Genomic DNA, 23,919 nt, shown 5'->3' with positions numbered 1-23,919 from the left:
TGCCGACGACAGGCGGAAAAACGCTACTCCAACGCGCCGACCAGGGCGGGAAGCTGCTGTTCGAAGAACCTGGAGAAGGAGGCGATGGGCGGCGGCAGGGTCTGATAGGGCGGGTAGTAGAGCGTCAGCCACAGATCCGGTGGCGCCCAGCTTTCCAGAATATGGACGAGCCGGCCATTCCGCAGATGTTCGGCAACGTGAAACCGCGGCAAGAGCGCGACACCGGCCCCGCCGGCTGCCATGTCAGCCAGCACATCGCCGCTGTTGGCGCTGAAGGCACAGCCCGCCGAAAGCACGACGCTCGCGCTCCCATCCGACAAGGTCCACATCTCGCGCCGGCTCTCCCCGCTGTAGGCCAGGCATTCGTCGGGTGCCAGTTCGCCGGGATGCTGCAAGCCTGCAAAGCGACTTTCCGGGGCGGCAACGAGTACGCGGCGGATCACGCAGATCTTTCGCCAGATGGTAAACTTGTCCGATGGCGCCGCGGAAATGCGGATGGCAAGGTCGTAGTCGTCATCGACGATGTTCACCAGACCGTCGGCCAGCGAGATCTCGAAGCTGATTTTCGGATACTGTTCCCGGAAGCGCGAAAGGATCGGCGGCAGAATTGTCTTGCCGAACCATGTCGGAACGCTGATCCTGAGGCGACCTTGATCTGCCTTGTTGGCGTTGATCACATCCTTTCGCGCGTTTTCGAGCGCGGAGATCGCCGGCTGTATCTGTGCGGCAAAGATCGCGCCGTCGGTCGTCAGCGATACCTGCCGTGTCGTGCGCACGAAAAGCTGCACGCCGAGATCGTCTTCCAGCGCCGCGATGGCGCGGGTGACCGCGGCCGGCGTCATATCGAGTTCACGCGCAACCTGGGCGAAATTTCGCTTTTCGGCCGCAAGGAGAAAGGTTCGCAGAGCTTTGTAGTCGTTCATGGCATTATTTCAAAAATCGCAATTCATTCGCAATTATTATTGCAATTTTCGAGACAAAACAACTCCGCTAGATTTTCCCTTGTCAGACAGCAACCACCTAAGAGGAAAGGCGACACCGATGTCCAAGCTTGAAGTTCTCACCCCCCAGAACAGCCAGATGATCTTCATCGACCAGCAGCCGCAGATGGCTTTCGGCGTTCAGTCGATCGACCGCCAGACGCTGAAGAACAATGTCGTCGGCCTGGCAAAGGCTGCCCGCCTCTTCCGCATTCCGACAACCATCACCACGGTCGAGACCCTGAGCTTCTCCGGTCATACCTATCCCGAGCTCCTGCAGGTTTTCCCTGATAACAAGATCCTCGAGCGCACCTCCATGAACTCCTGGGACGACCAGAATGTCCGCGACGCACTCGCCGTCAACGCCGCCGCCGGCCGCAAGAAGATCGTCGTCTCCGGCCTCTGGACGGAAGTCTGCAACGTAACCTTCGCACTCTCCTGCCTCAACGACACCGACTACGAGATCTACATGGTTGCCGATGCTTCCGGCGGCACGAGCGCCGATGCGCATAAATATGCGATGGACCGTATGGTTCAGGCCGGCATCATCCCGGTAACATGGCAGCAGGTCATGCTGGAATGGCAGCGCGACTGGGCCCGCAAGGAAACCTATGACGGCACGGTCGGTATCGCCAAGGAACATTCCGGCGCCTATGGCATGGGGATCGATTACGCCTACACGATGGTCCACAATGCGCAGGAGCGCGTCGGCCATGGCGAGCGCATCGGCCCGAACCCCGCCGTCTGATCCGCCAAAGCCAGAGAACCGACCTTCGATGCGACCGGGAACGGTCGCATCGAAGGTGTCTCGCTTTTGCGACGAACCGGTTGCCGGGCGTCACGCGCTCAGCATGGCCTCCGCCGCCTTTTCCGCGATCATGATGACAGGGGAATTGGTGTTGCCGGAAACAATAGTCGGCATGATCGAGGCATCGACCACGCGCAGGTTGGCGAGCCCGTGCAGCCGCAGCTTCGCATCCACCACTGCCATGGGATCGTCTCCCATCCTGCAGGTGCCGACCGGGTGGAAGATCGTCGTCGCGATATCCCCGGCGCGTCGGATCAGCTCTTCTTCGCTCTGATATTCCTTGCCCGGAAGCATTTCCTGCGGCCGGAAACCGGCGATCGCCTTGGCCTCCATAAGACTGCGGGCATGGCGGATGGATTTCACCGCAAGCAGCCGGTCACCCGCTGTCGAGAGGTAGTTGGGACGGATTTCCGGGGCCGTCGAAACATCTGATGTCGTCATATGCACCGTGCCGCGGCTTTCCGGCCGCAGATTGCAGACGGAGACGGTCACGGCCGGATAGCGATGCAACGGCTCGCCGAGCCGGTCCGTGCTCAACGGCTGGACGTGGTATTCGAGATCGGCGGTCGCGACAGCCGGATCGCTTTTGGCGAAGATGCCGAGCTGGCTTGGCGCCATCGAGAGTGGGCCCGAACGGCGGATCGCATATTGCAGGCCCATGCCGGCGCGGCTGAAGAGGTTGTGGTAAAGCTGGTTCAGTGTGCGCGCACCCTCGATCTTGAACACCGTGCGGATCTGCAGGTGATCCTGCAGGTTTTCGCCCACCCCTTGCAGCGCATGATGCACGTCGATGCCAAGCTCGGAGAGCACATCCGGCCGACCAATGCCGGAAAGCTCCAGAATCTTCGGCGAATTGATGGCGCCTGCCGACAGGACGACCTCGCGCGTCGCATGCGCCACGCAGAGCCGGCCATTCAACCGGAAGCGCACGCCGGACACGGCCTTGCCGGTAAATTCCAGCCGCTCGGTTTCGGCGCCGGTCAGCACGCGCAGGTTCCTGCGCTTCATCGCCGGCCGCAGGAAGGCTTTCGTCGTGTTCCAGCGCAGGCCGCCCTTCTGGTTGACCTCGAAATAGCCGGAACCTTCGTTGTCGCCGTCGTTGAAATCCTCGGTCTTGCGGATGCCAAGCTCTTCCGCCGCATCGCGGAAGGCATCGAGGATCGGCCAGGACAGGCGCTGGCGCTCGACCCGCCATTCGCCGCCCGCGCCATGCATGGCCGATTTGCCGCGATAATTGTCTTCCGATTTCAGGAAATACGGCAGCACATCGTCCCAGCCCCAACCCATATTGCCCGCTTGGCGCCAGCCGTCATAATCGGCCGCCTGGCCGCGCATGTAGATCATGCCATTGATCGACGAGCAGCCGCCGAGCAGTTTGCCACGCGGATAGTTGAGCGCGCGGCCGTTGAGGCCGGCTTCCGCCGCCGTTTTCATCATCCAGTCGGTGCGCGGATTGCCCATGCAATAGAGATAGCCGATCGGCACATGCACCCAGTGATAGCGATCCGAGCCGCCGGCCTCGAGCAGCAGCACGCGGTTTTTCGGATCGGCCGAGAGCCGGTTTGCCAGCACGCAACCGGCCGAGCCCGCGCCGACGATGATGAAATCGTAGCGGCCTTCGTCAATCGGCGTTTCATTCGTCTGCAATTTCACGCTGCAACTCCTGTTGCAAGGCTTTGCGCCTCGGAAAGCCGCCGCCACAGCGGCGTCATCGCTTCGGCGATATCGGTATAGAGGCTGTAGCGTCTGATGTAATGGGCGGCGAGTGCGGCGTTCGGTTTGTAGTGCCGATCGGTGCGCACCATGGCGGTAGCGCCCTCGGTAAAATCTGCAAACAGACCGACGCCCGTCCCGGCCGCGATCGCAGCGCCCAACGCCCCCGTTTCCCGGGAAACGGCGACGGTGACGGGAACACCCAGCACATCAGCGAAAATCTGCGGCCAGAGCATGCTGCGCGAGCCGCCGCCGGACAACACCGCCTCATCGAAGGTAGCCCCAGCCTTACGGATTGTCTCGATATGCTGGCGGTGGCCGAAGGCGACGCCTTCCAGCAGCGCCCGGATCAGGTGCCCCTTGGTGTGCCAGCCGGCCATGCCATAAAAGCCTGCCCGCGCGTGGCCATCCTGTTGGGCGCCGTAGAGATAGGGGTGATAAAGCGGATCGTCCGCCGCCGGTGTGACGGCGGCTGCGAGCGCGCAAGCCGTATCGAAAGGCGAGGCGCCTTCCTGATGCTCGCCCTCGAAGAATTCCCGCACCAGCCATTCGAGATTGGCGGCTGACGTCGCGCTGTTTTCCATCGCCATGTAGCGGCTGCGGTCGAAGGTGGACGACATGAAGACCGGACCGTCGAGCGCGGGACCGTCGATGATCACCTGATTGATACTCCAGGTACCGGCGATAACAGAGGCGTTGCCGGTGCGCGACACACCCGAGCCGAGCGCCGAGGCAACGACGTCGAACAGCCCGCCAATAACAGGCGTACCGGCGGCAAGCCCGGTTTCAGCCGCGACCTCGGCCGTCACGTGGCCGGCGATATCGGCGCTTTCGATCAGCGGCGGCAGCATGTGCATGCAATCCGCAAGCCCGTAAGCCGCCATCAGCGTTTTGTCGTAGCGGCGGGCGGCAAGATCGAGCAGGCCGGCGCCGGACATATCTGAGACTTCGCTGACGCGCTGGCCGGTCAACCGGTTGACGACAAAATCCTTGGAAAAGAACACCGTGCCGATGCGCTGGAAGAGTTCGGGCCGGTGGCGTTTCAGCCAGGCGAGCAGCGTCGGCGTCTGGGAGGGCCAGGGGCGCTGGCGGGCAATGGGCGCGGTGCGATCACCGACGCCTGCCGCCGCCCATTCCTCGACAAGCCCCGTTGCCCTCGTGTCGAGCGACTGGATGCCGATGAGCGGCGCACCGTCGCGGTCGAGTGCATAAAGCCCGTTGCCATGGCCGGCGCAGCCGATTGCGGCGATATCTGTGGCTGCAATACCGGCCTTGTCGAGGCAGGCGCGGATGACACGCTTGGCATTGGCCCAGAGTTCGCCGAGATCACGCTCGACATGGCCGGGGCTTGGCATGCGGCTATGGCCCTCCTCCCCGGCATAGGCGACTTCCCGGCCCTTGAGATCGAAGATCACAGCCTTGATGACGGTGTTTCCGGCATCGAGGCCCAACAGGTATTTTTCCATTTCGAACCCCTCCCAAGGTTCTGACAGTTTTGCGCGGTTCGAGCCGAAAGCCCAGTCCTTGCTCCCTCTTCTCCCCAGTGGGGAGAAGAGGTAATTCGCGGCAGTACCTCATTTTCAGGTCCAAGGACATGATACGCGGCAGCGCTGCGATCCCCCCTCTGCCCAGCCCCAGCCAATCTGCCCCTTGAGGGGGAGATGTCAGCGTAGCTGACAGAGGGGGATGTTTCCGAATGCCCAATCAACCCTGCTGATATCTAGCGAACGCCTCATCACCGCTCGCGTCCTCGTGGATGATCGCCATCAGGCCGCGCACGACGGCGTTCGGGTTGGCGTGCTGGTAGATGTTGCGGCCGTAGACCATGCCAACAGCGCCCTGCCGCATCAGGGCGGCGGACTTGGCAAACACGGCGGACAGGTCTTCCTTGCCGCCGCCGCGCACCAGCACCGGGCAGCGCGCCGCCTCGACCACGCGATGGAAATCCTCCGGGTTGGTCGTCGGATCGGCCTTGACGATATCGGCGCCCATCTCGCGAGCAAGCCGCGTCAGCGTCACGATCTTGTCGGCATCGCCATCGACCATGTAGCCACCGCGCTCCGTCACCGGCTGCATGACCAGCGGTTCGATCATCAGCGGCATGCCGTATTTTTCGCAGTCGGCGCGAACGCGGGCAATGTTCTGGACGCACTGGCGGAAGAGATCCGGCTCGTCCGGCAGCATGAACAGGTTGACGACGACGCAGGCGGCATCCATCTGCAGCGCGCCGATCAGTGGCTCGGCCTCGTTCTGCAGCACGGCCCACATGTCGCGGTGGCGGATGCGGTTATAGGGGTTGCCCATGTCGATGCGGATGACCAGCGCCGGCTTTTCCTTGCCGGGCAGGTCCTGCAGCAGGTCGGCCTGGCCATAGTTCATCTGGATCGCATCGGGTTTCGCATCGACCAACGCCTTCACGACGGCAGGAACATTCTCCAGCCCGTCGAGGAAGGACGGCTCGTTGCAGACGCCATGATCGATCGCCACATCCAGGCAACGGCCGTTGCCGAACAGCCGGTTCATCCGGACTTTGCTGATGTCTCGCATAGTTCACTCCTTTGTTCGTTCCTTGCGGAAAGGGTTTCCTCCGTGACGCCGTGACGATCGTTCAGGAGGGTGAGAAAACGGGTTCGCTCCTCGGCCACGCGCGGCGGCGGCCAGCTTTTTTCGGCGGCGAGGATGTCGAGGGCGGCGTTGGTCATGGCAGCTGAAAGCTCGCCGGTGATGGCAAGCGTCGTGCGCCGCAACAGCAGGTCGTCCAGATGCTCGACCGCCTCCTGGCGGATGAGGTGGATGAGTTCGCGGGCGCTGTAGCCGGCATGCAGCAAGGCATGGTCCGGTTCGAGCGCGATGAAGCGGGCGACATCCTGCGCATCCGTGCCGTAGCGGGCAAAGAGTTTGGCGGCGCGATCTATGGAAATCCCCGTCGCCTCGGCAAGCTCCCGGATCCAGAGGTCAGGATTGGCCGGAAAGGCTCGTCCGCCCCCGAACGTACGCTCGGCGGTATCCAGCTGGCGCGGGCGGCCGAGCCGTTCCAGCGCCATGTCGGCGGCCAGTTCGCCGAAGGAACGAAAGGTCGTCCACTTGCCGCCGATCATGCAGAGCACGGGCGGCCCGCTGCCTTCGAGCATGGTGCAGAAATGGTCGCGCGGAATGCGGCCGGTGAAGCTGTCGTTGCTCGCAGGCAGCGGCCGCACGCCGGAAAACTGGAATACGATCTCTTGCCGCCGGATGACGATGCCCGGCAGAACGAAGGCGAGCGATTGCAGGATATAATCGCGCTCTTCTGCCTCGCAGCGCACCGTGCCGGGGTCGTCTACCCTTATATCCGTCGAGCCGACCAGAACCTTGCCGAGATAGGGGAAGAGGATGCAGATGCGGCCGTCCTCGTTCTCGTAATAGATCATGTGGCCGTCAAGCATGTCGCGCAGGCCCGGATGATCGATGATCAGGTGCGAGCCCTTGGTGCCACCCATCAGCGGTGCGGGGCGTGTGCCTTCGGGGAAGAGCGAACCATTGGCGATGTCGATCCAGCCGCCCGTGGCGTTGATGATCAGCGTCGGTTCGATCGTCTGCGTCTCGCCCGAAACGCCGTCGCGCAGCAGGAAGCCGCCGGCTGGTGCCTGTTCGATCGTTGTATAGTTCAGGGCGGCGGCGTTCGGGCCGGCCGAGAGGCCGTCGCGCAACAACTCGATGCCGATGCGCTCGGGGTGGCTGACCCAGGCGTCGTAATAGGTGGCGGAGTTGCGGATCGCCGGGTTGAGCGCCGGCCATTTGGCAAGCGTGCTGCGGCGCCCGCGAAACTGGTGTTTCGGCATCAGCGCCCGCTTGCGCGTCAGGAAATCGTAGATGGCGAGACCCGTCTTGATGGCGACGGCGCCGCGGCGGCTCGGGCGGCGGGTGAGGCCGAGGAAACGAACGATACCGTTGCCGAGCCCGGAGAAGACATCGAAGATCGGAACGGTGGTCGGCAGCGGCGCGACATAATGCGGGGCGTTGCGCAGCAGCCGGTCGCGCTCGACGAGCGATTCCTGCACCAGGCTGAATTCACCGTTTTCGAGATAGCGCAGGCCGCCATGCACCATGCGCGACAGCGCCGCACTGGCGCCGGAGCAATAATCGCCCTTGTCGACGACGAGCACGTTGACGCCTTGCAGCGCCAGCTCGCGAAAGACGCTGAGCCCGTTGATGCCGCCGCCGAGGACGCACACGTCCACCTTCGGGCTTTTGCGAAGCCCGGCCAATGTCTCTTCACGGTTCATGATGACAGCCTGTTATCCGTCCATGTTGGCAAGCTTCGCGGCGAGCGCCGCGTCAATGGCGACAAGATCGTCCGCAGAAAGCCTGAGCGTTCCGGCCCGGGCATTGTCGAGCGCCTGTTCCGGGTTGCGCGCGCCGCAGAGCGCAAAGGTCACACCCGGCTGAGCCAGCGTCCAGGCGATCACCACCTGGGCGATGCTGGCGCCATGCCGCTCCGCAACGGGTCGGATCTCCTCTGCAAAATCCTTCGCTTTCTGCCGGTTGGCGACGGAAAAGCGCGGATTGTCCTTGCGCTGATCGTCACCGGAGAAGATGCGTTCCGGCCCGATCGCGCCGGACAAAAGGCCGAGCGCCAGCGAGGAATAGCTGAGCGTGGACACGCCGTTTGCAACGGTGAGCGGCAGCAGGTCCGCCTCGATCTGACGATCGATCATGCTGAACCGCTCCTGGATCGCATCGAGCGAACCAGTTGATATGTATTGCTGAAGCTCTGACGGGTTGACGTTACTGGCGCCGATGGCGCGGATCTTGCCCGCCTGTTTCAGTTCTTCCAGCGCCCTGACGGTCTCCTCGACCGGCGTCGTCGGGTCCTGCCAGTGGGTGATGTAGAGGTCGATATAATCCGTACCGAGCCGGCGCAGGTTTTCATCGACCTCGTGGATGATCCCATCGCGGCCGAGATAGCGGTGAACCGGCTTGCCGTCCTGATCGAAGAAGTGCTTGCCCTTCTGCGTGTGCCACACAAGGCCGCATTTGGTGGCGATTACGGCCTTGTCGCGACGGCCGGCGAGCGCCTTGCCGACGATCTCTTCCGAGCGGCCGAGGCCATAGGCGGGGGCGGTGTCTATAAGGGTAACGCCCGCATCAAGCGAGGCCTGGATAGCGGCGACGGATTGCGCCTCATCTGTTCCGCCCCACATCCAGCCGCCGATCGCCCAGGTGCCGAGCCCGACGGCGGACGCCTTGACGCCGGAGCGTCCGATCTCGCGGATCAACTGTTCGCCGCTCATGCTGAAAACCCTTCTTCGGATGCTATTTCGAGAATGCGTGCCCCGGTCGCCTCGTCGGTGACCAGCGTATCGAGATGGTTGCCGCGGAGCACGCTGAGGATCGGGCCTGCCTTGTTCGGACCGCTGGCGACGCCGATCTTCATCGGGATCGAGGCGAATTCGGCCAAGGTGAGCGAGACCAGCGAACGGTTCAGGCTGTAGTCGCAGACCCGGCCGTGTTCATCGAGCAGATGGGCCAGCAGTTCGCAGCTGGCGCCGGAGCGCTCGATCGCGGCACGGTCAGTGCTGGAGGACGGGTGCAGGTCGTAATAGCTCGAATCGTCCGTGAGGATAGAGCCAATGCCGACGATCGCGACCTTGGCCTCGCGTGCCCTTTTGAAGACATCGGCGACGGAACGCATGTTGATCAGCATGCCCCGCTGTTCGGCATCGTCGGCAAACAGCGGGGCATGGATCTGGTAGGAGCGGCCACCGAGCCGGTCGGCCATCAGCGTCGAGACGTGGTTGACGTCGGTATAGTGCTTGCCCTGTACGCAGCCGGTCCCAGGGATCACCTCGACATCGAAGCGGCGGGCCGGTTGCAGGCCGGCAACCACGGCGCTGACGCCCTTGCCGCCGGTGATGCAGATCGTGTCGCCATCGGCGATCTCTTCGAGCAGCAGGCGGGCCGCGGCCTCGCCGACCGCTTGAAGCGCGGTCTGCGGGTTGTCGGAGACGGTCGGCACCACGACGGCGCGGCTGATGCCGCCGAGCGCCAGCAGGCGTTCTTCCATATCCACCAGCGGCTCCACCGGCGACTTGATCTTGATCTCGACGAGGCCGAGCTGGCGGCCGCGCTTGATCAGCCGGTTGATGGTGGCGTGCGACAGGCCGAGCTGGTCGGCGATCTGCGCCTGCGTCAGGCCCTCGAGAAAGTGCAGCACGAGCGCCTGGTGCATCTGGCGGGCGATGACGGTCTCTTCGCGCGGCGCTGTCGTCTTGGGTTTCGGCTTGAGGATCGGCATGTCAGACGGCCTTCCGCTTGTGCAGAAAATGGTCGATGGAAACGGCGGCGAGCAGAATGCACCCTTTGATCATGTCCTGCCAATAGACGGAGACATCAAGCAGGATCAGCGACGAGGTGACGACCGAGAGGAGCGCCATGCCGAGGATTGCGCCGAAGATGGTGCCCGAGCCGCCATTGAGCGAAGCACCGCCGATGACGGCCGCCGCAATGATGTTCAGTTCCATGCCGACGCCGAAGGTCGGGGTCGCAGCACCGAAGCGGGACATATAGATTACGCCTGCGACACCGGCGAGGGTCGAGCACAGCACCGTCACCCAGAATTTCACCTGATTGGTGCGGATGCCGGAATAGAGCGCCGCCTTCTCGTTGCTGCCGGTATAGAACACCTTGCGGAAGGCCGTTGCCCGGCGCAGCAGGAAATCGAACAGCGCGACGACGGCGACGAAGATCAGGATGACATAGGGAACGCCATAGAATGTGCCCTGCCCCACCGCCTTGAAACTCGGCGGCAGCGTGAAGAGCGACAGCGGCGTGCCCTTGGTGATGATCAGGCAGATGCCGCGCACGATCACCATGCCCGCAAGCGAGGTGATGAAATGGTTCAGGCCCACCACCGTCACGAAGAAGCCCATGATCGCGCCGATGACGCCGCTGGCGAAAATGCCGATCAGCGAGGCCGTCCACGGATCGAGCCCGGCGAGAAACAGCGACCCCGACAACACCATGGCAAAGCAGACGACCGAGCCGACCGCGAGATCGATGCCGCCGACGATCAGCAGGATCGTCATGCCGACGACGACGATGCCTTCCACCGAAAAGCTCATCAGCATGGCGCGGAAATTGCCGAGCGTCAGGAAGTGCGGCGAGGCGAAGCTCATCATCACGCAGAGCGCAAGGATGATCGCGATCAACCCGGCTTCGCGCATGGTGCCGATGCGCTTCCAGTGCCCCGTCTTCGGCATGTCCGCCGCCATCGTATCGATTGCCATTCCCGTCTCTCCCTCCTTACGCGGCATGATCAGCCGTCCTTGCCGCACTGACCCCCGATGCAAGGCGGATCACGGCCTCCTCCGTCATGTCTTCGGCGCCAAGCTCTCCAGCGATGCGCCCCTCCCGGACGACGAGCACGCGGTCGCAAAGCCCGAGCAGTTCCGGCATTTCCGACGAGATGACGACGATACCGATGCCCGAGCGCGCGAGATCGCGCAGCAGCCGGTGGATTTCAGCCTTGGCACCGACATCGATGCCGCGCGTCGGCTCGTCCATCAGGATCACCCTGGGCTTGACGGCCAGCTGCTTGGCGATCGCCACCTTCTGCTGGTTGCCGCCCGAAAGCGACTTGACCGGCGCCTCGACCCCGCCCATGCGCACGGCAAGCCGCCGCGCGAAATCCTCCGCCAACGCCGCCTCTGCGCGGCCGTTGAGCAGCCCGGCGTGGTTGGTAAGCGCCTTCAGGTTCAGGACCGAGATATTCTGGGCGATCGACATCTCCAGGAAGATGCCAGAGCCCTTGCGGTCTTCCGACAGATAGACAATGCCGGCCCTGACGGCATCCGCATAGGCGCGGATCGCCTGCGGCCTGCCATGCAGGCGGATTTCCCCCGCCGTGCGTGACCGAAGCCCGCAGATACCTTCGGCGATCTCCGTGCGGCCGGAGCCGATCAGGCCGCCGATGCCGAGGATTTCGCCACGGCGCACGTTGAACTGCACGTCGTGAAAGCGCACGCCGTCGCTGATGCCGTCGACTTCGAGGATGGTTTCGCTGGAGGCCTCGTCCGTTGCGAGCTTGTCCGGATAGAGCTGGGTGATCTCGCGGCCGACCATGCGGCGCACGACATCGTCAGCCGTCACATCGGCAATGTTGTCGGTGCAGACATAACGGCCATCACGGAACACGGTGACCCGGTCGCAGAGGCTGAAGATCTCAGCCATGCGGTGGCTGATATAGATGATCGAGATGCCGTTCGCCTTGAGGTCGCGGATGATGGAGAACAGCTGCTGCGCCTCGGTTTCGGTCAAGGCTGCAGTCGGTTCGTCCAGAATGAGAACGCGGCAGTCGAGCGTCAGCGCCTTGGCGATCTCGACGAGCTGCTGGCTGGAAATCGGCAGATGGGCGACCTTCTGGCGCACGTCGATGGCGGCCAGCCGGTTCATCACGGCCTGCGCATCGCGCTCCAAAGCACGGTAATTCATGAACGGGGTACGGCGGCGGTTGGTCGCGGCCATGAACATGTTTTCGGCAACCGTCGCATCCGGGCAAAGCGCGATTTCCTGATGTACGAGGCCAATGCCGAGCGATTGGGCGGCAGCGGGCGAGGAAATGCGCACAGGCTTGCCATCGACGCGGATTTCGCCCTCAGTCGGCTGCAAGACGCCGGCGATGATGTTCATCAGCGTCGACTTGCCGGCGCCGTTTTCGCCGCACAGCGCATGGACTTCGCCGCGTTCGAGGGTGAAGTTGACATCTGTCAACGCCTTCACCGCCCCGAAGTGCTTGGTCACGCCATGAATGGTGAGCACCGGCTCCGCCATCGTCTTCCTCCCTCTGCCGTCATGCCATCCGCGCCGCAGGGACGCGGATGGCATTTTTAACGAGCTTATTCCTCGATGCCCTTGGTGCCACGGCGCTTCAGGTACTTGTCCCAATAGAAGTCGTCGGCATTTTCGGCGGTGACGATCGACAGGCCGTTGTCGACGACCGGGATGCTCATCGGGTTGAAGCCCGAGCGCTTGGCGTCGTTCATCGGGTCGATCAGTTCAGGATGCTTGGCGAGCCATAGCAGCATGAAGCCCATGTAACCCTGCATTCCCTGGTTCGGGTTGATCGAGCCGAAGACTTCGCCGGCCTTGATCATGTCGAGGATGTTGGCGTTGACGTCGGCGCACATGACGAGAACCTTGCCGCCGTTTTCCTTGGCGGCCTGCGACGCGCCAATTGCCGAGTTGGCTTCCGGCATGAAGACAGCGCCGAGGTTCGGATTGGCCTGGATCAAGCTGGACAGACCCTGATAGGCCTTGGTCGGGTCTTGGTTGGAGGCGGCGCGGCCGACGAGCTTCATGTCCGGCCACTTCTCCGTCATGCGGCCGATGAAGGCGGTGATGCGCTTGTCGTGGTTGTCCTGACCCGGATTTTCCAGAACCGCATATTCGCCCTTGCCGCCCATCTTCTCGGCGATCGCATCGGCGGCATAGACGCCTTCGCGATTGTTGTCCGAGGTGATGAAGGAGACGCGCTTGGAGAGCGGCGAGTCTGCCGCGAAGGTGACGACCGCCGTGCCTTGGTCGATCGCCCGGTTGATCGGCTCGATAAACGGATCGGAGTTCATCGGATGCACGAGGATGCCGGCCGGGTTCTGGGCCAGCGCCTGATCGAAGGTGGCGATCTGCTTGTTGACGTCATATTCCGGTGTGCCGGTATATTCCGTCTCGCAGCCAAGCTGCTGGCCGGCCTGCTTGAACATTTCATAGACCGGGAACCAGTATTCGACGCCAGAGACCATGACGTTCATGACGTATTTTTCGCCCGGCTTGCAGCGGAACGGATTGTCCGTTTCCGCAGCGGCCGTGCCGGCAAAAAGCGTAGTTGCAAGGACCGCCATGGCGGTCGAGCTGATAAATTTGCGCAAGATTCCTCCTCGAGGCCGAAGCCCCTCCCAAAAGCCCGAGGGCGTCACATTGACGCCGCTGATCGCGTTGAAATCGAACTTCCTCCTCGAAGTTCGATGGGGGCAATAAAGGACAAGAAAGAATGGATGTCAATATAATTCATATATTGAAATATATTTCATATCTCTTGTTCCGCCTCACTCCGACGATCCCTTGACCTCCCATCCTTTCTATCGCAGCATCCCGGCGAATGGAGGCTCTGGTTTAGTAAAGCCTTGATTAACCTCCATTTCCGGCTTGTTACCATACCGTATTTCCATTCCACGATTTTGCAACCATGCCGTCACCATCAACGGCCAAAGTGGAAGCCGGCCTACCCTTCAAAAGGAGATCGTAATGTCCAGAGACGTCCAAGGAACAGGAAGACCATCATGACAAACACCTTTTCCAGCAGACTGCTGAGCGCCACAGCCGCAATCGCCCTGTCATTGACAGTACTGCCGCTGGCTGAAACCACCGCCCATGCGCAGGATGCCGCTGCGGCAAAACCCAACATCCTCGTCATCTTCGGTGACGACATCGGCCAGACCAATATCAGCGCCTATTCCTTCGGCGTGATCGGCTACAAGACGCCGAACATCGACCGGATCGCCAAGGAAGGCATGATGTTCACGGACTATTATGCCGAGAACAGCTGCACGGCAGGCCGCTCCACATTCATCACGGGACAGGTCTGCCTGCGCACCGGTTTGTGCAAGGTTGGTGCACCGGGTGTTGCAGTGGGACTACAGGATGGCGACATCACGATTGCCCAGGCGCTGAAGCCGCTGGGCTATGCCACCGGTCAGTTCGGCAAGAACCATCTTGGCGACCGCGACGAATATCTGCCGACCAAGCACGGCTTCGACGAGTTCTTCGGCAATCTCTACCACCTCAATGCCGAGGAAGAGCCGGAGGCGCCCTATTGGCCGAAGGACGACCCGGAATTCCTGAAAGCCTACAACCCCCGCGGCGTCATCAAGGCCTCGGCCGACGGCAAGATCGAGGATACCGGCGCGCTCAACAAGAAGCGGATGGAGACCATCGACGACGAAACGACGGCTGCCGCCATCGACTTCATCGACCGACAGGTCAAGGCGAAGAAACCATTCTTCACCTGGATGAACACGACACGCATGCATGTGTTCACCCATGTGCGCGAATCCATGCGCGGCCAGAGCGGCATGCAAGGCAATGAATATGGCGACGGCATGATCGAGCATGACGGCGACGTCGGCAAACTGCTCGACAAGCTCGATGAACTCGGCATCGCCGACAACACCATCGTCGTCTACGCCACCGACAACGGACCGAACCAGTTTTCCTGGCCGGACGCTGCAACGACACCGTTCCGCAGCGAAAAGGACACCAACTGGGAAGGTGCATTCCGCGTGCCTGCCCTAGTTCGCTGGCCGGGCCACATAAAGCCGGGACAGGTCTCCAACGGCATGGTTTCCGGTCTCGACTGGTTTCCGACACTGCTTGCTGCTGCGGGCGATGCGGGCGTGAAGGATCGTCTCCTGAACGGATGGAAGCCGGATGGAAGCAGGACGACCTACAAAAACCATCTGGATGGCTACAACCAGCTCGACTACATCACCGGTAAATCGGACAAGAGCGCGCGCAGCGAGTTCTACTATTTCGATGATGACGGAAATCTCGTGTCCATCCGCTACGACGATTGGAAAGTCGTCTTCCACGAGCAGCGTGTGCCCGGCGGTTTCCAGGTCTGGCAGGAGCCTCTGGTGACGTTGCGTCTGCCGAAGCTCTTCAACCTGCGCATGGACCCCTTCGAGCGGGCCGACCTCGTTTCCGACCAGTACAATGACTGGCTGGTCCGCAACGACTACCTGCTCGTGAAGGGACAGCTGAAGGCTGCAACGTTCCTGGAGACCTTCATAAAATACCCGCCAAGCCAGCGTGTCGCGAGCTTCAACATCGAGGGCGTACGCGAACAGGTGAACAAGGCAATCGACCAGTCCTTCAAGGAACGCGGCATCGAAAAGTAAAAAGTACGCGAAGACGCGCCCGACCAGGGGCGCGTCTTCTCATTCTAGAGGATGTCTGGTTCAGATTGAACCAGACATCCTCTCGGTTCTTTTGTTTTCGTTTGTCTTTTCGGGAAAACCGGTTTCCACTTTCCCTGACAAACTCTAATATTCCCTATTGTGCAGCGACGTTCGTGGGCGGGGTGATCGCCAGAGGCATCGACAGGGTCAGGAACACCGCATCGCCCTGCGCCCGGTTCGTGGCGTCGAATTCATGGAAGTATTTGAGACGGGTCGAGATCGGGATTTCGCCAGCCTTGAAGTTCCAGCCGATGGTCGCGCCGATGGCCGCAACCTCGCCTTTGAAGGGGCGTTTTGCGCCCTCGCCGCTGTCACCGGTGACCTGATTGTAATAGTAGCCGACCAGACCGGCATCGAACTGTTCGTTGAAATGCTGAACGCCCGCCCATTCGAAATGGAACTCGTTGCCCGTCTTGTAGTCGGTCGCCGGATTTTCCGCGTTGAACGTCATGCCGACCACGCCCGACAGATCGAAACCGATGTTCGGGTCAAGCCAGGTCGCAGCCGCAAACACGTCGGCTCCCCAGTGATGGAAGGCGATGTTGGAGATTTCGCCGTCCTGGTAGTCGCCGATCGGCACGTTCACCATGGTTCCGACCTGATAATGGAAGTTGCCGCTTTCCCAGCCGAGGAAGGCGCTGACCAGGGGATCGCCGACCGTAAGGACGGTATCCGTCGTCGACCCGGTCGCGATACCGCCCAGCGGCCCGGTCAACGTGCCGTCCGCGGACGTGTCCTTCCAGCCGACCGGCAGGGTTGCCGAGAGCCCGACGTGGCCGCCCATGACCTCTTCGGGAAGAACCCAGATGACGGTCGGGATTTCGATCGCCGCCTTGCCCTCGACGCCAACGGCAAGCTTGCCGCCGGTCGGAAGTGCTGCGCCGCCGCCAAGGTCGCCGGAGTAGATGTAGAAATCATTCTGGAAGAAGACCCCCGCCGGCGGCAGGATCGCGGCGGCAGGACCCTTTGAGCCGAGCAGGTAGAACCCCGCCCCGCCTTCTGCCGCAAAGGACTGGCCAGACAGGCAGAAGGCCGCTCCCCCCAGCGCCATCGCCGTTATCTTCGCCATCTGCAGCCCCATCATGCTCTCCCGAATACCTGCGAATCAATTGTTACCTGAACATCTGCGCCTGGACATTGCCTCACCGGCGGGGGATCCGCCACCTCCCGGGGTATCGAACTGGGCCCCTGGACACCCCCATCGCCAGTTTTCGGTCCTACCAGAACCTCCGATCCAGCTGCGCGGCGATCATCGGAACTGCCGCTGCACCGGGCGTTCCCAGGCGAAGACGTTGAACCAGACGCCCGAGAACGAAGGTCGTTGCCACGGTAGCGATTATCCTCAACCAAGGGTGAGTCTCCTGTTTAAAAACAGGCTCGTCTACGGCGTCAGTCTGCTCGCGAATGAGTGAAATCCGTTCGTGCAGGTCGGCCACCTCAGCACGCAGCAAGGCGATTTCGCGTTGCTTCATGTGCTCATTGTGTTCGGCAACGGATATCTTGCGCGGATTTTCATCGTCCACCTCCGCCATGTGCTCCCGCAGCTGCGCAACGCTCTCAAATCCTCGGGCCTTGATATTGGTCATCGCCTGTTCCTCCGCCGTGTTCTGTCGAGACCATCTGAAACCCGCTCGCGGCGCAGTTGTTCCCCCTCTGGACGCGGCTGAACATATCCGCCCGCCAATCCGATGACCCGCTTCAGACGGGTGCCGGATGATTCATGCAATTGACGTTACAATCCCCCCGTCGATCCAATCTCACGAGGCAAGGACGCGCTGCGGGCTTGTTCCCGCAGAAACAGGACTGAATCCCGCACTGTGAGCAGATACCGGCACGACAGGAACACGTCCTGTCGCGGAACTGCGGCGGCCTGACCTCCAACGTTCATGAACAGCGTCTTGACGTCCTCCGCAATGCGGTTGGCGAATGGCTGCTGCTGTCAGAAACACAGACTATGGGTGAGCAAAATGGCGACCAAATACGGAACCGAGGCATCGGAAACACTGACGGGCGAAAATGCCTACGACTACATCTACGGCCAGGGCGGCAACGACAAGATCTACGGCCTGTTCGGCGCCGATAACCTGATGGGCGGCGAAGGCAACGATACGATCAGCGGCGGCTTCCAGGGCGACACCATCTCCGGGGATCTCGGCAATGACACGATCTCCGGCGGCCAGGGCGACGACATCATCACCGGCGGCACCGGCGCCGACACCATGTCGGGCGGGCTGGGCGACGATCGTTTCAGCGATTACAATATCAGCGACTGGAAGAGCGATGTCGTCGATGGCGGGCTCGGAACGGACACTGTCGATATCAACCTGCAATACAACACGGCCGGCGTCACCTTTACCGCGCAGGATCCGACCAAGACCGTCAACCTGTTCGGCTTCACCGTCAGCGGCATCGAGCAATACACGGTCTCGGCAACCAGCTTTGCCGACACGCTGACCGGCGGCCGCTGGAACGACCGCTTCAGCGGACAGAACGGCAATGACAAGCTTTACGGGCTTGGCGGCGATGACTACCTCGACGGGGGCGTCGGCAAGGATACGCTTTATGGCGGCCAGGGCGACGACCACATCTACGGTGGCGAAGGTGACGACACGATCAGCGGCAGCTACGGCGACGACAATCTGCAGGGTGGTGCTGGCAATGACGCAATCACCGGCGGCAATGGCGATGATGCCCTCTACGGCGAGGACGGCAATGATACGCTCGATGCCGGTAGTGGTGACGACTACCTCTGGGGTGGCGATGGCAACGATACGCTGAACGGCGGCAGCGGTGAGGATTACATCATCACAGGTTCCGGCACCGACACCGTCAACGCCGGCGCAGACGATGATCAGATCCTGATGACCATGTTCAACGGCAAGGACAAGATCGACGGCGGGAGCGGTGATGACAAACTCGAAATCCGCAATATCGACGGCAGTTTCACCGCCAAGGCCTCCACTGTCGTCAACACGCTCGCCGATGGTTCGACCATCTTCAACATCGAGAACTACGAACTCTACGGTTCGAACAACAAGGATACGATCGTAACGCTCGGCGGCAAGGATCATATCGTCACCTATAACGGAAACGATACCGTCAAGGCCGGGGCCGGCGACGACTATATCGATGGTGGGGCGGGTGACGACACACTCTCCGGTGAAGCGGGCAACGACACGATCTTCGCCGGGTCTGGCAAGGGCAAAATCTATGGCGGTTCCGGCACGGACACCGCCTACATCGATGTCTATGGCTACCAGACGACCAATTACACATTTGATGTCGTCAACGGCAAGGGCACGCTATCGAACGGCACGTTTGCGCAGGATACTGAGATCTTCAACGTCTTCACCGCCTATGGCAACGACGTCCTCAAGGCCGGTAATGCCCAGCGCGTCTGGTTCCAGTCCTATAGCGGCAATGACCAGCTCTATGGCAGCGTAGGCGACGACCTGCTCGACAGCGGGCTTGGCAACGACAAGATCATTGCAGGCAAGGGCGACGACGTCCTCTATGATCTCGGCGGCAACAACAACCTGTCTGCCGGCGATGGGGACGACGAGGTCCATCTCTCGATTTTCGAGGCCCATAGCGGCGGCGACACGACGACGCTTGATCTCGGTGCCGGCAACGACGTCGTGGAGTTCAATGCCGGCATCGGCTACACCTTCGGCAAACTCGTGGCCGAAGGCGGCAGCGGCACCGATCTTGCGCAAATCGACCGGAATGAAAGCACCAAGGCGCTCACCTTCACGCTGAGCGCCAATGCCACCCTCGTCAATGGTGACGCCACGCTCAAGTATTTCGAGCGCGTCCATATCACCGGCGGCTCGGGCGGCGACACGTTCACCGGCGGCAATCTTTCCGACACGTTCGATGGCAATGATGGCAACGACACGCTTTCGGGCCTTGGTGGCGACGACTGGATCTATGGCGGCAACGGCCGCGACACCCTGAAGGGCGGCGATGGTTCGGATACGATCTGGGCCGCCGGAACCAACGGCGATACGGACGCCGACAGCATCGATGGCGGCGCCGGCAACGACTACATCCATATCAACAGTGGTGATACCGCCATCGGCGGCAGCGGCACGGACAAGGTCTATGTCGATGTCTCGGCGCTCGCGACCGGCGTCAAGTTCTCTTTCAGCACCGGCACGGTGAAGGTCAATTCCACCACTTCCTTCTCCGGTATGGAATCGCTCGATTTTGTCGGCACCAAGGGCAACGACACCGTCGCCGGGAGTACCGGCGACGACGTGTTGCGCGGCAATGCCGGCAACGACACGCTCAATGGCGGTGCGGGCAAGGACTTCCTTTACGACGATGCGGGCAATGACACGCTGCTCGGCGGTTCGGGAGACGACTGGTTCACCCGCAACGAATTCACCGGCAAGGATACCTTCGATGGCGGCTCCGGCATCGATACGCTGGATTTCAACTATTACGGTTATGATTCCTCGGTGAAACTCGACCTGCTTGACAATTCCAAGAACGACGGCCTCGCACGCGGCCTGACCGCCAAGAATTTCGAGCGCATCTGGGGCACGAGCCAGGACGACGACATCCGGGGCTCGAATGCCAGCGAATGGATTTCGGGCGGCAGCAAGGACGATATCCTCCAGGGCCGGGGTGGCGACGACACGCTGATCGGCGGCTCCGGTGGAGATCATCTGACCGGCGGATCCGGCAAGGACACCTTCCAGTTCAGCTACCTCGCCGATGGCGGTGACCAGATCACCGACTTCAAGCGCGGCGAGGACAAGATCGCCATCGATGACATCAGCTTTGGCCTGAGCAAGGGAACCGCCATCAAGCTTGTGCTTGCCGACGAAGCCAACTTCACGACAACCGGCGCAACCTTCCTCTACGAGAAGGATACGCACCGGCTCTGGTTCGATGGCGACGGCAAGGGCGGCGACAAGGAAGCGGTCCTGCTGGCAACCTTCGACAATGTATCTACCTTGAGCGCCAGCGATTTCATTCTGGTCTGAACATCGCCTCGGCCCGGACTTGCCCTTTCGCAAGTGCGGGCCTTGCGTTCTCTGTGACACACCAGGGTTGACTCTCGCCTTCATGCCTGCGGCATAATTTATCCGCAAGCCGATTCCGGTTTGGGGAATTATGCAGTAGAAGCGGCGCACGAGCAGCCGGGATACCATCTTGAAGACCATCGCCATCGATTTCGAAACCGCCAATGAGCAACGTGGAAGCGCCTGCTCCGTGGGGCTTGCCTGGATAGAGGATGGCAGGGTCGTGCGGGTCGAAGAGCGGCTGATCCGTCCGAAGGGCATGCGGTTTTCCTCCTTCAACATTGCCATCCACGGCATCCGTCCTGAACATGTCGAGGACGCATGCGAGTTTCCCGAGGTGATGGACGAGTTCACGGACGATTTTCGCGGTGCGACGATGATCGCCCACAATGCCGCCTTCGATTTCAGCGTCTGGCGCTCGTGCCTCGATCTCTACCGGCAAAGCTATCCAGAGCTCTCCTATCTCTGCTCGGTGAAGATGGCGCAGAGGGTCTGGCCGCATCTCGGCTCCCACAAGCTCAACATTCTGGCCGGCCATCTCGGCCTGAGCTTCAAGCATCACAATGCCGCCGAAGACGCCGCGATCTGCGCCGAGGCGGCGATCGCGATCGCGCGTTCCTTGCGCGTTTCGCATGTCCGCGAGATACCGTCGATGATCGGCATGAAAGCCGGCCGCCTGTTTGCTGGCGGTTACGACGCCTGCACCTGTCGAAAGCAATAGGTGGTCGCAGGAGGCTGCTCCTGCGGGGTTCTCCTTCAGCGAAATAGGAAGCAACGATTGCGGGCAGGAAAATCCAGCCTGCTTCTGGCAAATCCCTGATCGGAGACATACGTCGATACTTCATCGATCGTTGGTGTAAGCTGCTTGCACCCCCGCAGAGGAGATTGCCATGACCGCTCCACACCCCTCCAAGACCCACATCGGTAATCATGCGCTGCATCCTGAAACGCAGATGCTGAATTACGGCTACGACCCGGAACTCTCGGAAGGGGCGGTGAAGCCGCCGGTGTTTCTGACATCGACCTTCGTCTTCCGATCAGCGGAGGAAGGGCGCGACTTCTTCGATTTCGTATCTGGCCGCCGCGAGCCGCCGGCAGGCACCGGAGCCGGCCTCGTCTACTCCCGCTTCAACCATCCCAACAGCGAGATCGTCGAAGACCGCCTGGCTGTCTATGAGCGGACGGAGAGCTGCGCGCTGTTTTCCTCCGGCATGTCAGCCATCGCCACGACGCTGCTCGCCTTCGTGCGGCCGGGCGATGCCATTCTCCATTCGCAGCCGCTCTACGGCGGCACAGAGACGCTGCTGGCAAAGACCTTCCTCAACATGGGCGTCGCGGCCGTCGGCTTTTCCGATGGCGTCAACGAGCAGTCCGTACAGGCGGCAGCCGATCAGGCCGCGGCGAAGGGACGGGTCTCGATGATCCTCATCGAAACACCGGCCAACCCGACCAACAGCCTCGTCGATATCGCGATGATCCGCAGGATCGCCGACGCAATCGGCAGGATGCAGGGACACACACCCATCATCGCCTGCGACAACACGCTGCTGGGGCCTGTCTTCCAGCGCCCGATCGAGCACGGCGCAGATATCTCACTCTACTCGCTGACCAAATATGTCGGAGGACATTCCGACCTGATCGCTGGCGCGGCATTGGGTCCAAAGGCGGTGATGAAACAGGTCAAGGCGCTGCGCGGTGCCATCGGCACGCAGCTCGATCCGCATTCCTGCTGGATGCTCGGCCGCTCGCTCGAAACCCTGTCGATCCGGATGGAAAAGGCAAACAGCAACGCAAAGGAGGTCGCCGATTTACTGCGCGATCATCCGCTGGTCGAAGGCATCCACTATCTTCCCTATCACGACCCGGCCTCCCCGCTCGGCAAGACTTTCGAAGCGCAGTGCACCGGGGCGGGGTCGACATTTTCGTTCGACATCAAGGGCGGTCAGGAAGCTTCGTTCAAGTTCCTGAACGCCCTTCAGATCTTCAAGCTTGCCGTCAGTCTCGGCGGTACGGAATCGCTTGCTAGCCACCCCGCAACAATGACGCATTCCGGCGTGCCCCTGGATGTCCGCCAGAGGATCGGCGTGCTGGAATCCACCATCCGCCTGTCGATCGGCATAGAACATCCCGACGATCTGATCGCGGACCTGGAAATCGCGCTGGAGGCAAGCCGGAGCTAGATTTTCGACGGCGCTGGAAAAACAACAGAGGAGATCAGGCCATGCAGACATTCACGGTCACCACCACGCAGCAGATCCAGGCCGACACGGCCGAAGAGGCCGCCCTGCTCATGTATCAGCAGCTGGCCAAGGGGCCGCCACCTGTCCGCTATGCGGTGACGGATGAGGCAAATGTGGCGACGGATCAGAAGCTGGACCGCGCGACGGCCGACGAATTTGCCCTGATCGATCACACCGCCGACCCCGGCAACTGGTAGGCTGTATCCGCGTCACGTCAGGTTCTGGAGATAGAGCGACAGAAGCTGGGTCTGGGAGGAGATGCCGAGCTTCCGATAGACGTTCCGGCGATGAACCTTGACCGTACCGGTGGAGATATTGAGCTTCAGGCCGATCGATTCCGACGAATGCCCCTGAAGCACGAGATCGACGATCGCCGTTTCGCGACTGGTGAGGTTCAGACCACGCCAGACGGCATCGGCCGGTTGCAGCGCCTTTTCGCCCGCACCACGCTTGCGCCCGCGAGGACCGGACCTGCGTTGCGTATCGAAACGGCTTCCAAGGCCTGACCAGTAATGCCGCACCATGGCCGTCACCAGCGGCTCCGCCTGCTTCAACACCGCGAACTCCGCAGCCGGGAAAACGCCGGTCTCCTCGCGCCGCATCAGCGACAGGGCGATGGTGATGTCATCGTCTGTTGTGACGAAGAAGCCGATTTCCTCGGCAAGACCGGTCTGCACATAATAGGTACGGTAATATTCGCTGGAGAAGAATCGGTCTGGCGCCAGTTCCCGCATGCGGAAGACGCCGGCGCGGCGATCCTGGGCCGTCTGGTAGAAAGGGTCGAGCAGATAGGGACCGGCCTGATAGAGTGTGACGAAGATGATGTGCTCCTTCGCATTGAAGGTGCTGTAGAGATCGACCGGCCGCTCCTTGCCGCGATAGGCAAAGACCACGAGATAGTCGAACCGCACCAGCGACGACATCATCTGCCGGAAGGTTTCGCCGAAGGTAGCATCGTCCATGGCCGGCTTGCCGATGGTGGCACTGAACGCCTGGAACAGCGCTTCGAGATTTGTGCTCATCCGACTGCCTCCCTCCATTCGCCGCCACGTATCGCGGCTGCCGGTATATACCTTCCACGAAGCTTTTCGAGCTAAAATACCTCTTTCGGGGTATATACCGTCCGGGAGGGGCGGGCTTAGTCTTTTCCTAACG

At 61.6% G+C, this 23,919-nt stretch carries 19 protein-coding genes; 6 read left to right on the top strand and 13 right to left on the bottom strand.

What is annotated here, in order from left to right; all coding sequences use genetic code 11:
- Window positions 1-23: 23 nt before the first annotated feature.
- Window positions 24-923, bottom strand: coding sequence for a LysR family transcriptional regulator (locus tag QO002_RS21710; protein ID WP_307233790.1), 900 nt, complete (start codon window positions 921-923; stop codon window positions 24-26).
- Between the two features lie 118 nt (window positions 924-1,041).
- Here QO002_RS21710 and QO002_RS21705 point away from each other — a divergent pair, with 118 nt between their 5' ends.
- Window positions 1,042-1,728, top strand: a complete 687-nt coding sequence (locus QO002_RS21705) for a hydrolase (RefSeq protein WP_307233789.1) — start codon at window positions 1,042-1,044, stop codon at window positions 1,726-1,728.
- 90 nt (window positions 1,729-1,818) lie between these two features.
- Here QO002_RS21705 and QO002_RS21700 read toward each other — a convergent pair whose 3' ends face one another.
- The 9 genes from QO002_RS21700 to QO002_RS21660 all read right to left on the bottom strand — a co-directional run bounded on the left by QO002_RS21700 (window position 1,819) and on the right by QO002_RS21660 (window position 13,403).
- Entirely contained in the window at window positions 1,819-3,435 is a 1,617-nt protein-coding gene (locus tag QO002_RS21700; protein WP_370878585.1) for a GMC family oxidoreductase, read from the bottom strand.
- Window positions 3,436-3,437: 2 nt separating this feature from the next.
- Window positions 3,438-4,967 carry an FGGY-family carbohydrate kinase gene (locus QO002_RS21695; protein WP_307233787.1) on the bottom strand — a complete coding sequence of 510 codons (1,530 nt, stop codon included), beginning with the start codon at window positions 4,965-4,967 and terminating at the stop codon, window positions 3,438-3,440.
- A 238-nt stretch (window positions 4,968-5,205) separates the two neighbouring features.
- Window positions 5,206-6,048, bottom strand: a complete 843-nt coding sequence (locus QO002_RS21690) for a class I fructose-bisphosphate aldolase (protein ID WP_307233786.1) — start codon at window positions 6,046-6,048, stop codon at window positions 5,206-5,208.
- The gene (locus QO002_RS21685; protein ID WP_307233785.1) at window positions 6,021-7,763 is read right to left on the bottom strand and encodes a glycerol-3-phosphate dehydrogenase/oxidase; all 1,743 of its coding nucleotides are present in this window, start codon (window positions 7,761-7,763) and stop codon (window positions 6,021-6,023) included. Before QO002_RS21685 ends, QO002_RS21690 begins: the two co-directional genes overlap by 28 nt.
- Before the next feature lie 12 nt (window positions 7,764-7,775).
- Window positions 7,776-8,771, bottom strand: coding sequence for an aldo/keto reductase (locus tag QO002_RS21680; RefSeq protein WP_307233784.1), 996 nt, complete (start codon window positions 8,769-8,771; stop codon window positions 7,776-7,778).
- Window positions 8,768-9,775 carry a sugar-binding transcriptional regulator gene (locus QO002_RS21675; protein ID WP_307233783.1) on the bottom strand — a complete coding sequence of 336 codons (1,008 nt, stop codon included), beginning with the start codon at window positions 9,773-9,775 and terminating at the stop codon, window positions 8,768-8,770. The genes QO002_RS21680 and QO002_RS21675 overlap by 4 nt, the downstream gene beginning before the upstream one ends.
- Before the next feature lies 1 nt (window position 9,776).
- Entirely contained in the window at window positions 9,777-10,766 is a 990-nt protein-coding gene (locus QO002_RS21670; protein ID WP_307233782.1) for an ABC transporter permease, read from the bottom strand.
- Window positions 10,767-10,782: 16 nt separating this feature from the next.
- Entirely contained in the window at window positions 10,783-12,309 is a 1,527-nt protein-coding gene (locus QO002_RS21665; RefSeq protein ID WP_307233781.1) for a sugar ABC transporter ATP-binding protein, read from the bottom strand.
- Window positions 12,310-12,374: 65 nt separating this feature from the next.
- On the bottom strand, window positions 12,375-13,403 hold the full coding sequence (locus QO002_RS21660; RefSeq protein ID WP_307233780.1) for a substrate-binding domain-containing protein: 1,029 nt from the start codon (window positions 13,401-13,403) through the stop codon (window positions 12,375-12,377).
- Between the two features lie 411 nt (window positions 13,404-13,814).
- On the opposite strand from QO002_RS21660, the gene QO002_RS21655 reads away from it, so the two are divergent.
- Complete coding sequence (locus QO002_RS21655) at window positions 13,815-15,431, top strand: arylsulfatase (protein ID WP_307233779.1); 1,617 nt, start codon at window positions 13,815-13,817, stop codon at window positions 15,429-15,431.
- Window positions 15,432-15,585: 154 nt separating this feature from the next.
- On the opposite strand, the gene QO002_RS21650 is transcribed toward QO002_RS21655, so the two are convergent.
- Entirely contained in the window at window positions 15,586-16,560 is a 975-nt protein-coding gene (locus QO002_RS21650) for a SphA family protein (RefSeq protein WP_307233778.1), read from the bottom strand.
- Window positions 16,561-16,708: 148 nt separating this feature from the next.
- The gene (locus tag QO002_RS21645) at window positions 16,709-17,077 is read right to left on the bottom strand and encodes a hypothetical protein (protein ID WP_307233777.1); all 369 of its coding nucleotides are present in this window, start codon (window positions 17,075-17,077) and stop codon (window positions 16,709-16,711) included.
- A 381-nt stretch (window positions 17,078-17,458) separates the two neighbouring features.
- Between QO002_RS21645 and QO002_RS21640 the strand changes: the two genes are divergently transcribed.
- The 4 genes from QO002_RS21640 to QO002_RS21625 all read left to right on the top strand — a co-directional run bounded on the left by QO002_RS21640 (window position 17,459) and on the right by QO002_RS21625 (window position 22,961).
- Window positions 17,459-20,485, top strand: coding sequence for a calcium-binding protein (locus tag QO002_RS21640; protein ID WP_307233776.1), 3,027 nt, complete (start codon window positions 17,459-17,461; stop codon window positions 20,483-20,485).
- Window positions 20,486-20,654: 169 nt separating this feature from the next.
- Window positions 20,655-21,245 (top strand): 3'-5' exonuclease, encoded by a 591-nt coding sequence (locus QO002_RS21635; protein ID WP_307233775.1) that lies wholly within the window; start codon window positions 20,655-20,657, stop codon window positions 21,243-21,245.
- 169 nt (window positions 21,246-21,414) lie between these two features.
- Window positions 21,415-22,704 carry a cystathionine gamma-synthase family protein gene (locus tag QO002_RS21630; protein WP_307233774.1) on the top strand — a complete coding sequence of 430 codons (1,290 nt, stop codon included), beginning with the start codon at window positions 21,415-21,417 and terminating at the stop codon, window positions 22,702-22,704.
- A gap of 41 nt (window positions 22,705-22,745) precedes the next feature.
- Window positions 22,746-22,961, top strand: coding sequence for a hypothetical protein (locus QO002_RS21625; protein ID WP_307233773.1), 216 nt, complete (start codon window positions 22,746-22,748; stop codon window positions 22,959-22,961).
- 12 nt (window positions 22,962-22,973) lie between these two features.
- Here QO002_RS21625 and QO002_RS21620 read toward each other — a convergent pair whose 3' ends face one another.
- The gene (locus QO002_RS21620; protein ID WP_307233772.1) at window positions 22,974-23,786 is read right to left on the bottom strand and encodes a helix-turn-helix transcriptional regulator; all 813 of its coding nucleotides are present in this window, start codon (window positions 23,784-23,786) and stop codon (window positions 22,974-22,976) included.
- Window positions 23,787-23,919 lie beyond the last annotated feature (133 nt).

Source organism: Pararhizobium capsulatum DSM 1112 (assembly GCF_030814475.1).
Classification (GTDB): Bacteria; Pseudomonadota; Alphaproteobacteria; order Rhizobiales; family Rhizobiaceae; genus Pararhizobium; species Pararhizobium capsulatum.
The sequence above is the reverse complement of the archived record's forward strand: the minus strand, read 5'-3'. Positions and strand labels throughout refer to the sequence as shown.

Excerpts from the sequence above, each read along its gene's own strand:
- QO002_RS21680 (WP_307233784.1), bottom strand. The coding sequence starts at position 8,771 with ATGAGCGGCGAACAGTTGATCCGCGAGATCGGACGCTCCGGCGTCAAG.
- QO002_RS21685 (WP_307233785.1), bottom strand. The coding sequence starts at position 7,763 with ATGAACCGTGAAGAGACATTGGCCGGGCTTCGCAAAAGCCCGAAGGTG.
- QO002_RS21645 (WP_307233777.1), bottom strand. The coding sequence starts at position 17,077 with ATGACCAATATCAAGGCCCGAGGATTTGAGAGCGTTGCGCAGCTGCGG.
- QO002_RS21675 (WP_307233783.1), bottom strand. The coding sequence starts at position 9,775 with ATGCCGATCCTCAAGCCGAAACCCAAGACGACAGCGCCGCGCGAAGAG.
- QO002_RS21650 (WP_307233778.1), bottom strand. The coding sequence starts at position 16,560 with ATGGCGAAGATAACGGCGATGGCGCTGGGGGGAGCGGCCTTCTGCCTG.
- QO002_RS21705 (WP_307233789.1), top strand. The coding sequence starts at position 1,042 with ATGTCCAAGCTTGAAGTTCTCACCCCCCAGAACAGCCAGATGATCTTC.
- QO002_RS21630 (WP_307233774.1), top strand. The coding sequence starts at position 21,415 with ATGACCGCTCCACACCCCTCCAAGACCCACATCGGTAATCATGCGCTG.
- QO002_RS21640 (WP_307233776.1), top strand. The coding sequence starts at position 17,459 with ATGGCGACCAAATACGGAACCGAGGCATCGGAAACACTGACGGGCGAA.
- QO002_RS21655 (WP_307233779.1), top strand. The coding sequence starts at position 13,815 with ATGACAAACACCTTTTCCAGCAGACTGCTGAGCGCCACAGCCGCAATC.
- QO002_RS21690 (WP_307233786.1), bottom strand. The coding sequence starts at position 6,048 with ATGCGAGACATCAGCAAAGTCCGGATGAACCGGCTGTTCGGCAACGGC.
- QO002_RS21710 (WP_307233790.1), bottom strand. The coding sequence starts at position 923 with ATGAACGACTACAAAGCTCTGCGAACCTTTCTCCTTGCGGCCGAAAAG.
- QO002_RS21665 (WP_307233781.1), bottom strand. The coding sequence starts at position 12,309 with ATGGCGGAGCCGGTGCTCACCATTCATGGCGTGACCAAGCACTTCGGG.
- QO002_RS21620 (WP_307233772.1), bottom strand. The coding sequence starts at position 23,786 with ATGAGCACAAATCTCGAAGCGCTGTTCCAGGCGTTCAGTGCCACCATC.
- QO002_RS21695 (WP_307233787.1), bottom strand. The coding sequence starts at position 4,967 with ATGGAAAAATACCTGTTGGGCCTCGATGCCGGAAACACCGTCATCAAG.
- QO002_RS21625 (WP_307233773.1), top strand. The coding sequence starts at position 22,746 with ATGCAGACATTCACGGTCACCACCACGCAGCAGATCCAGGCCGACACG.
- QO002_RS21670 (WP_307233782.1), bottom strand. The coding sequence starts at position 10,766 with ATGGCAATCGATACGATGGCGGCGGACATGCCGAAGACGGGGCACTGG.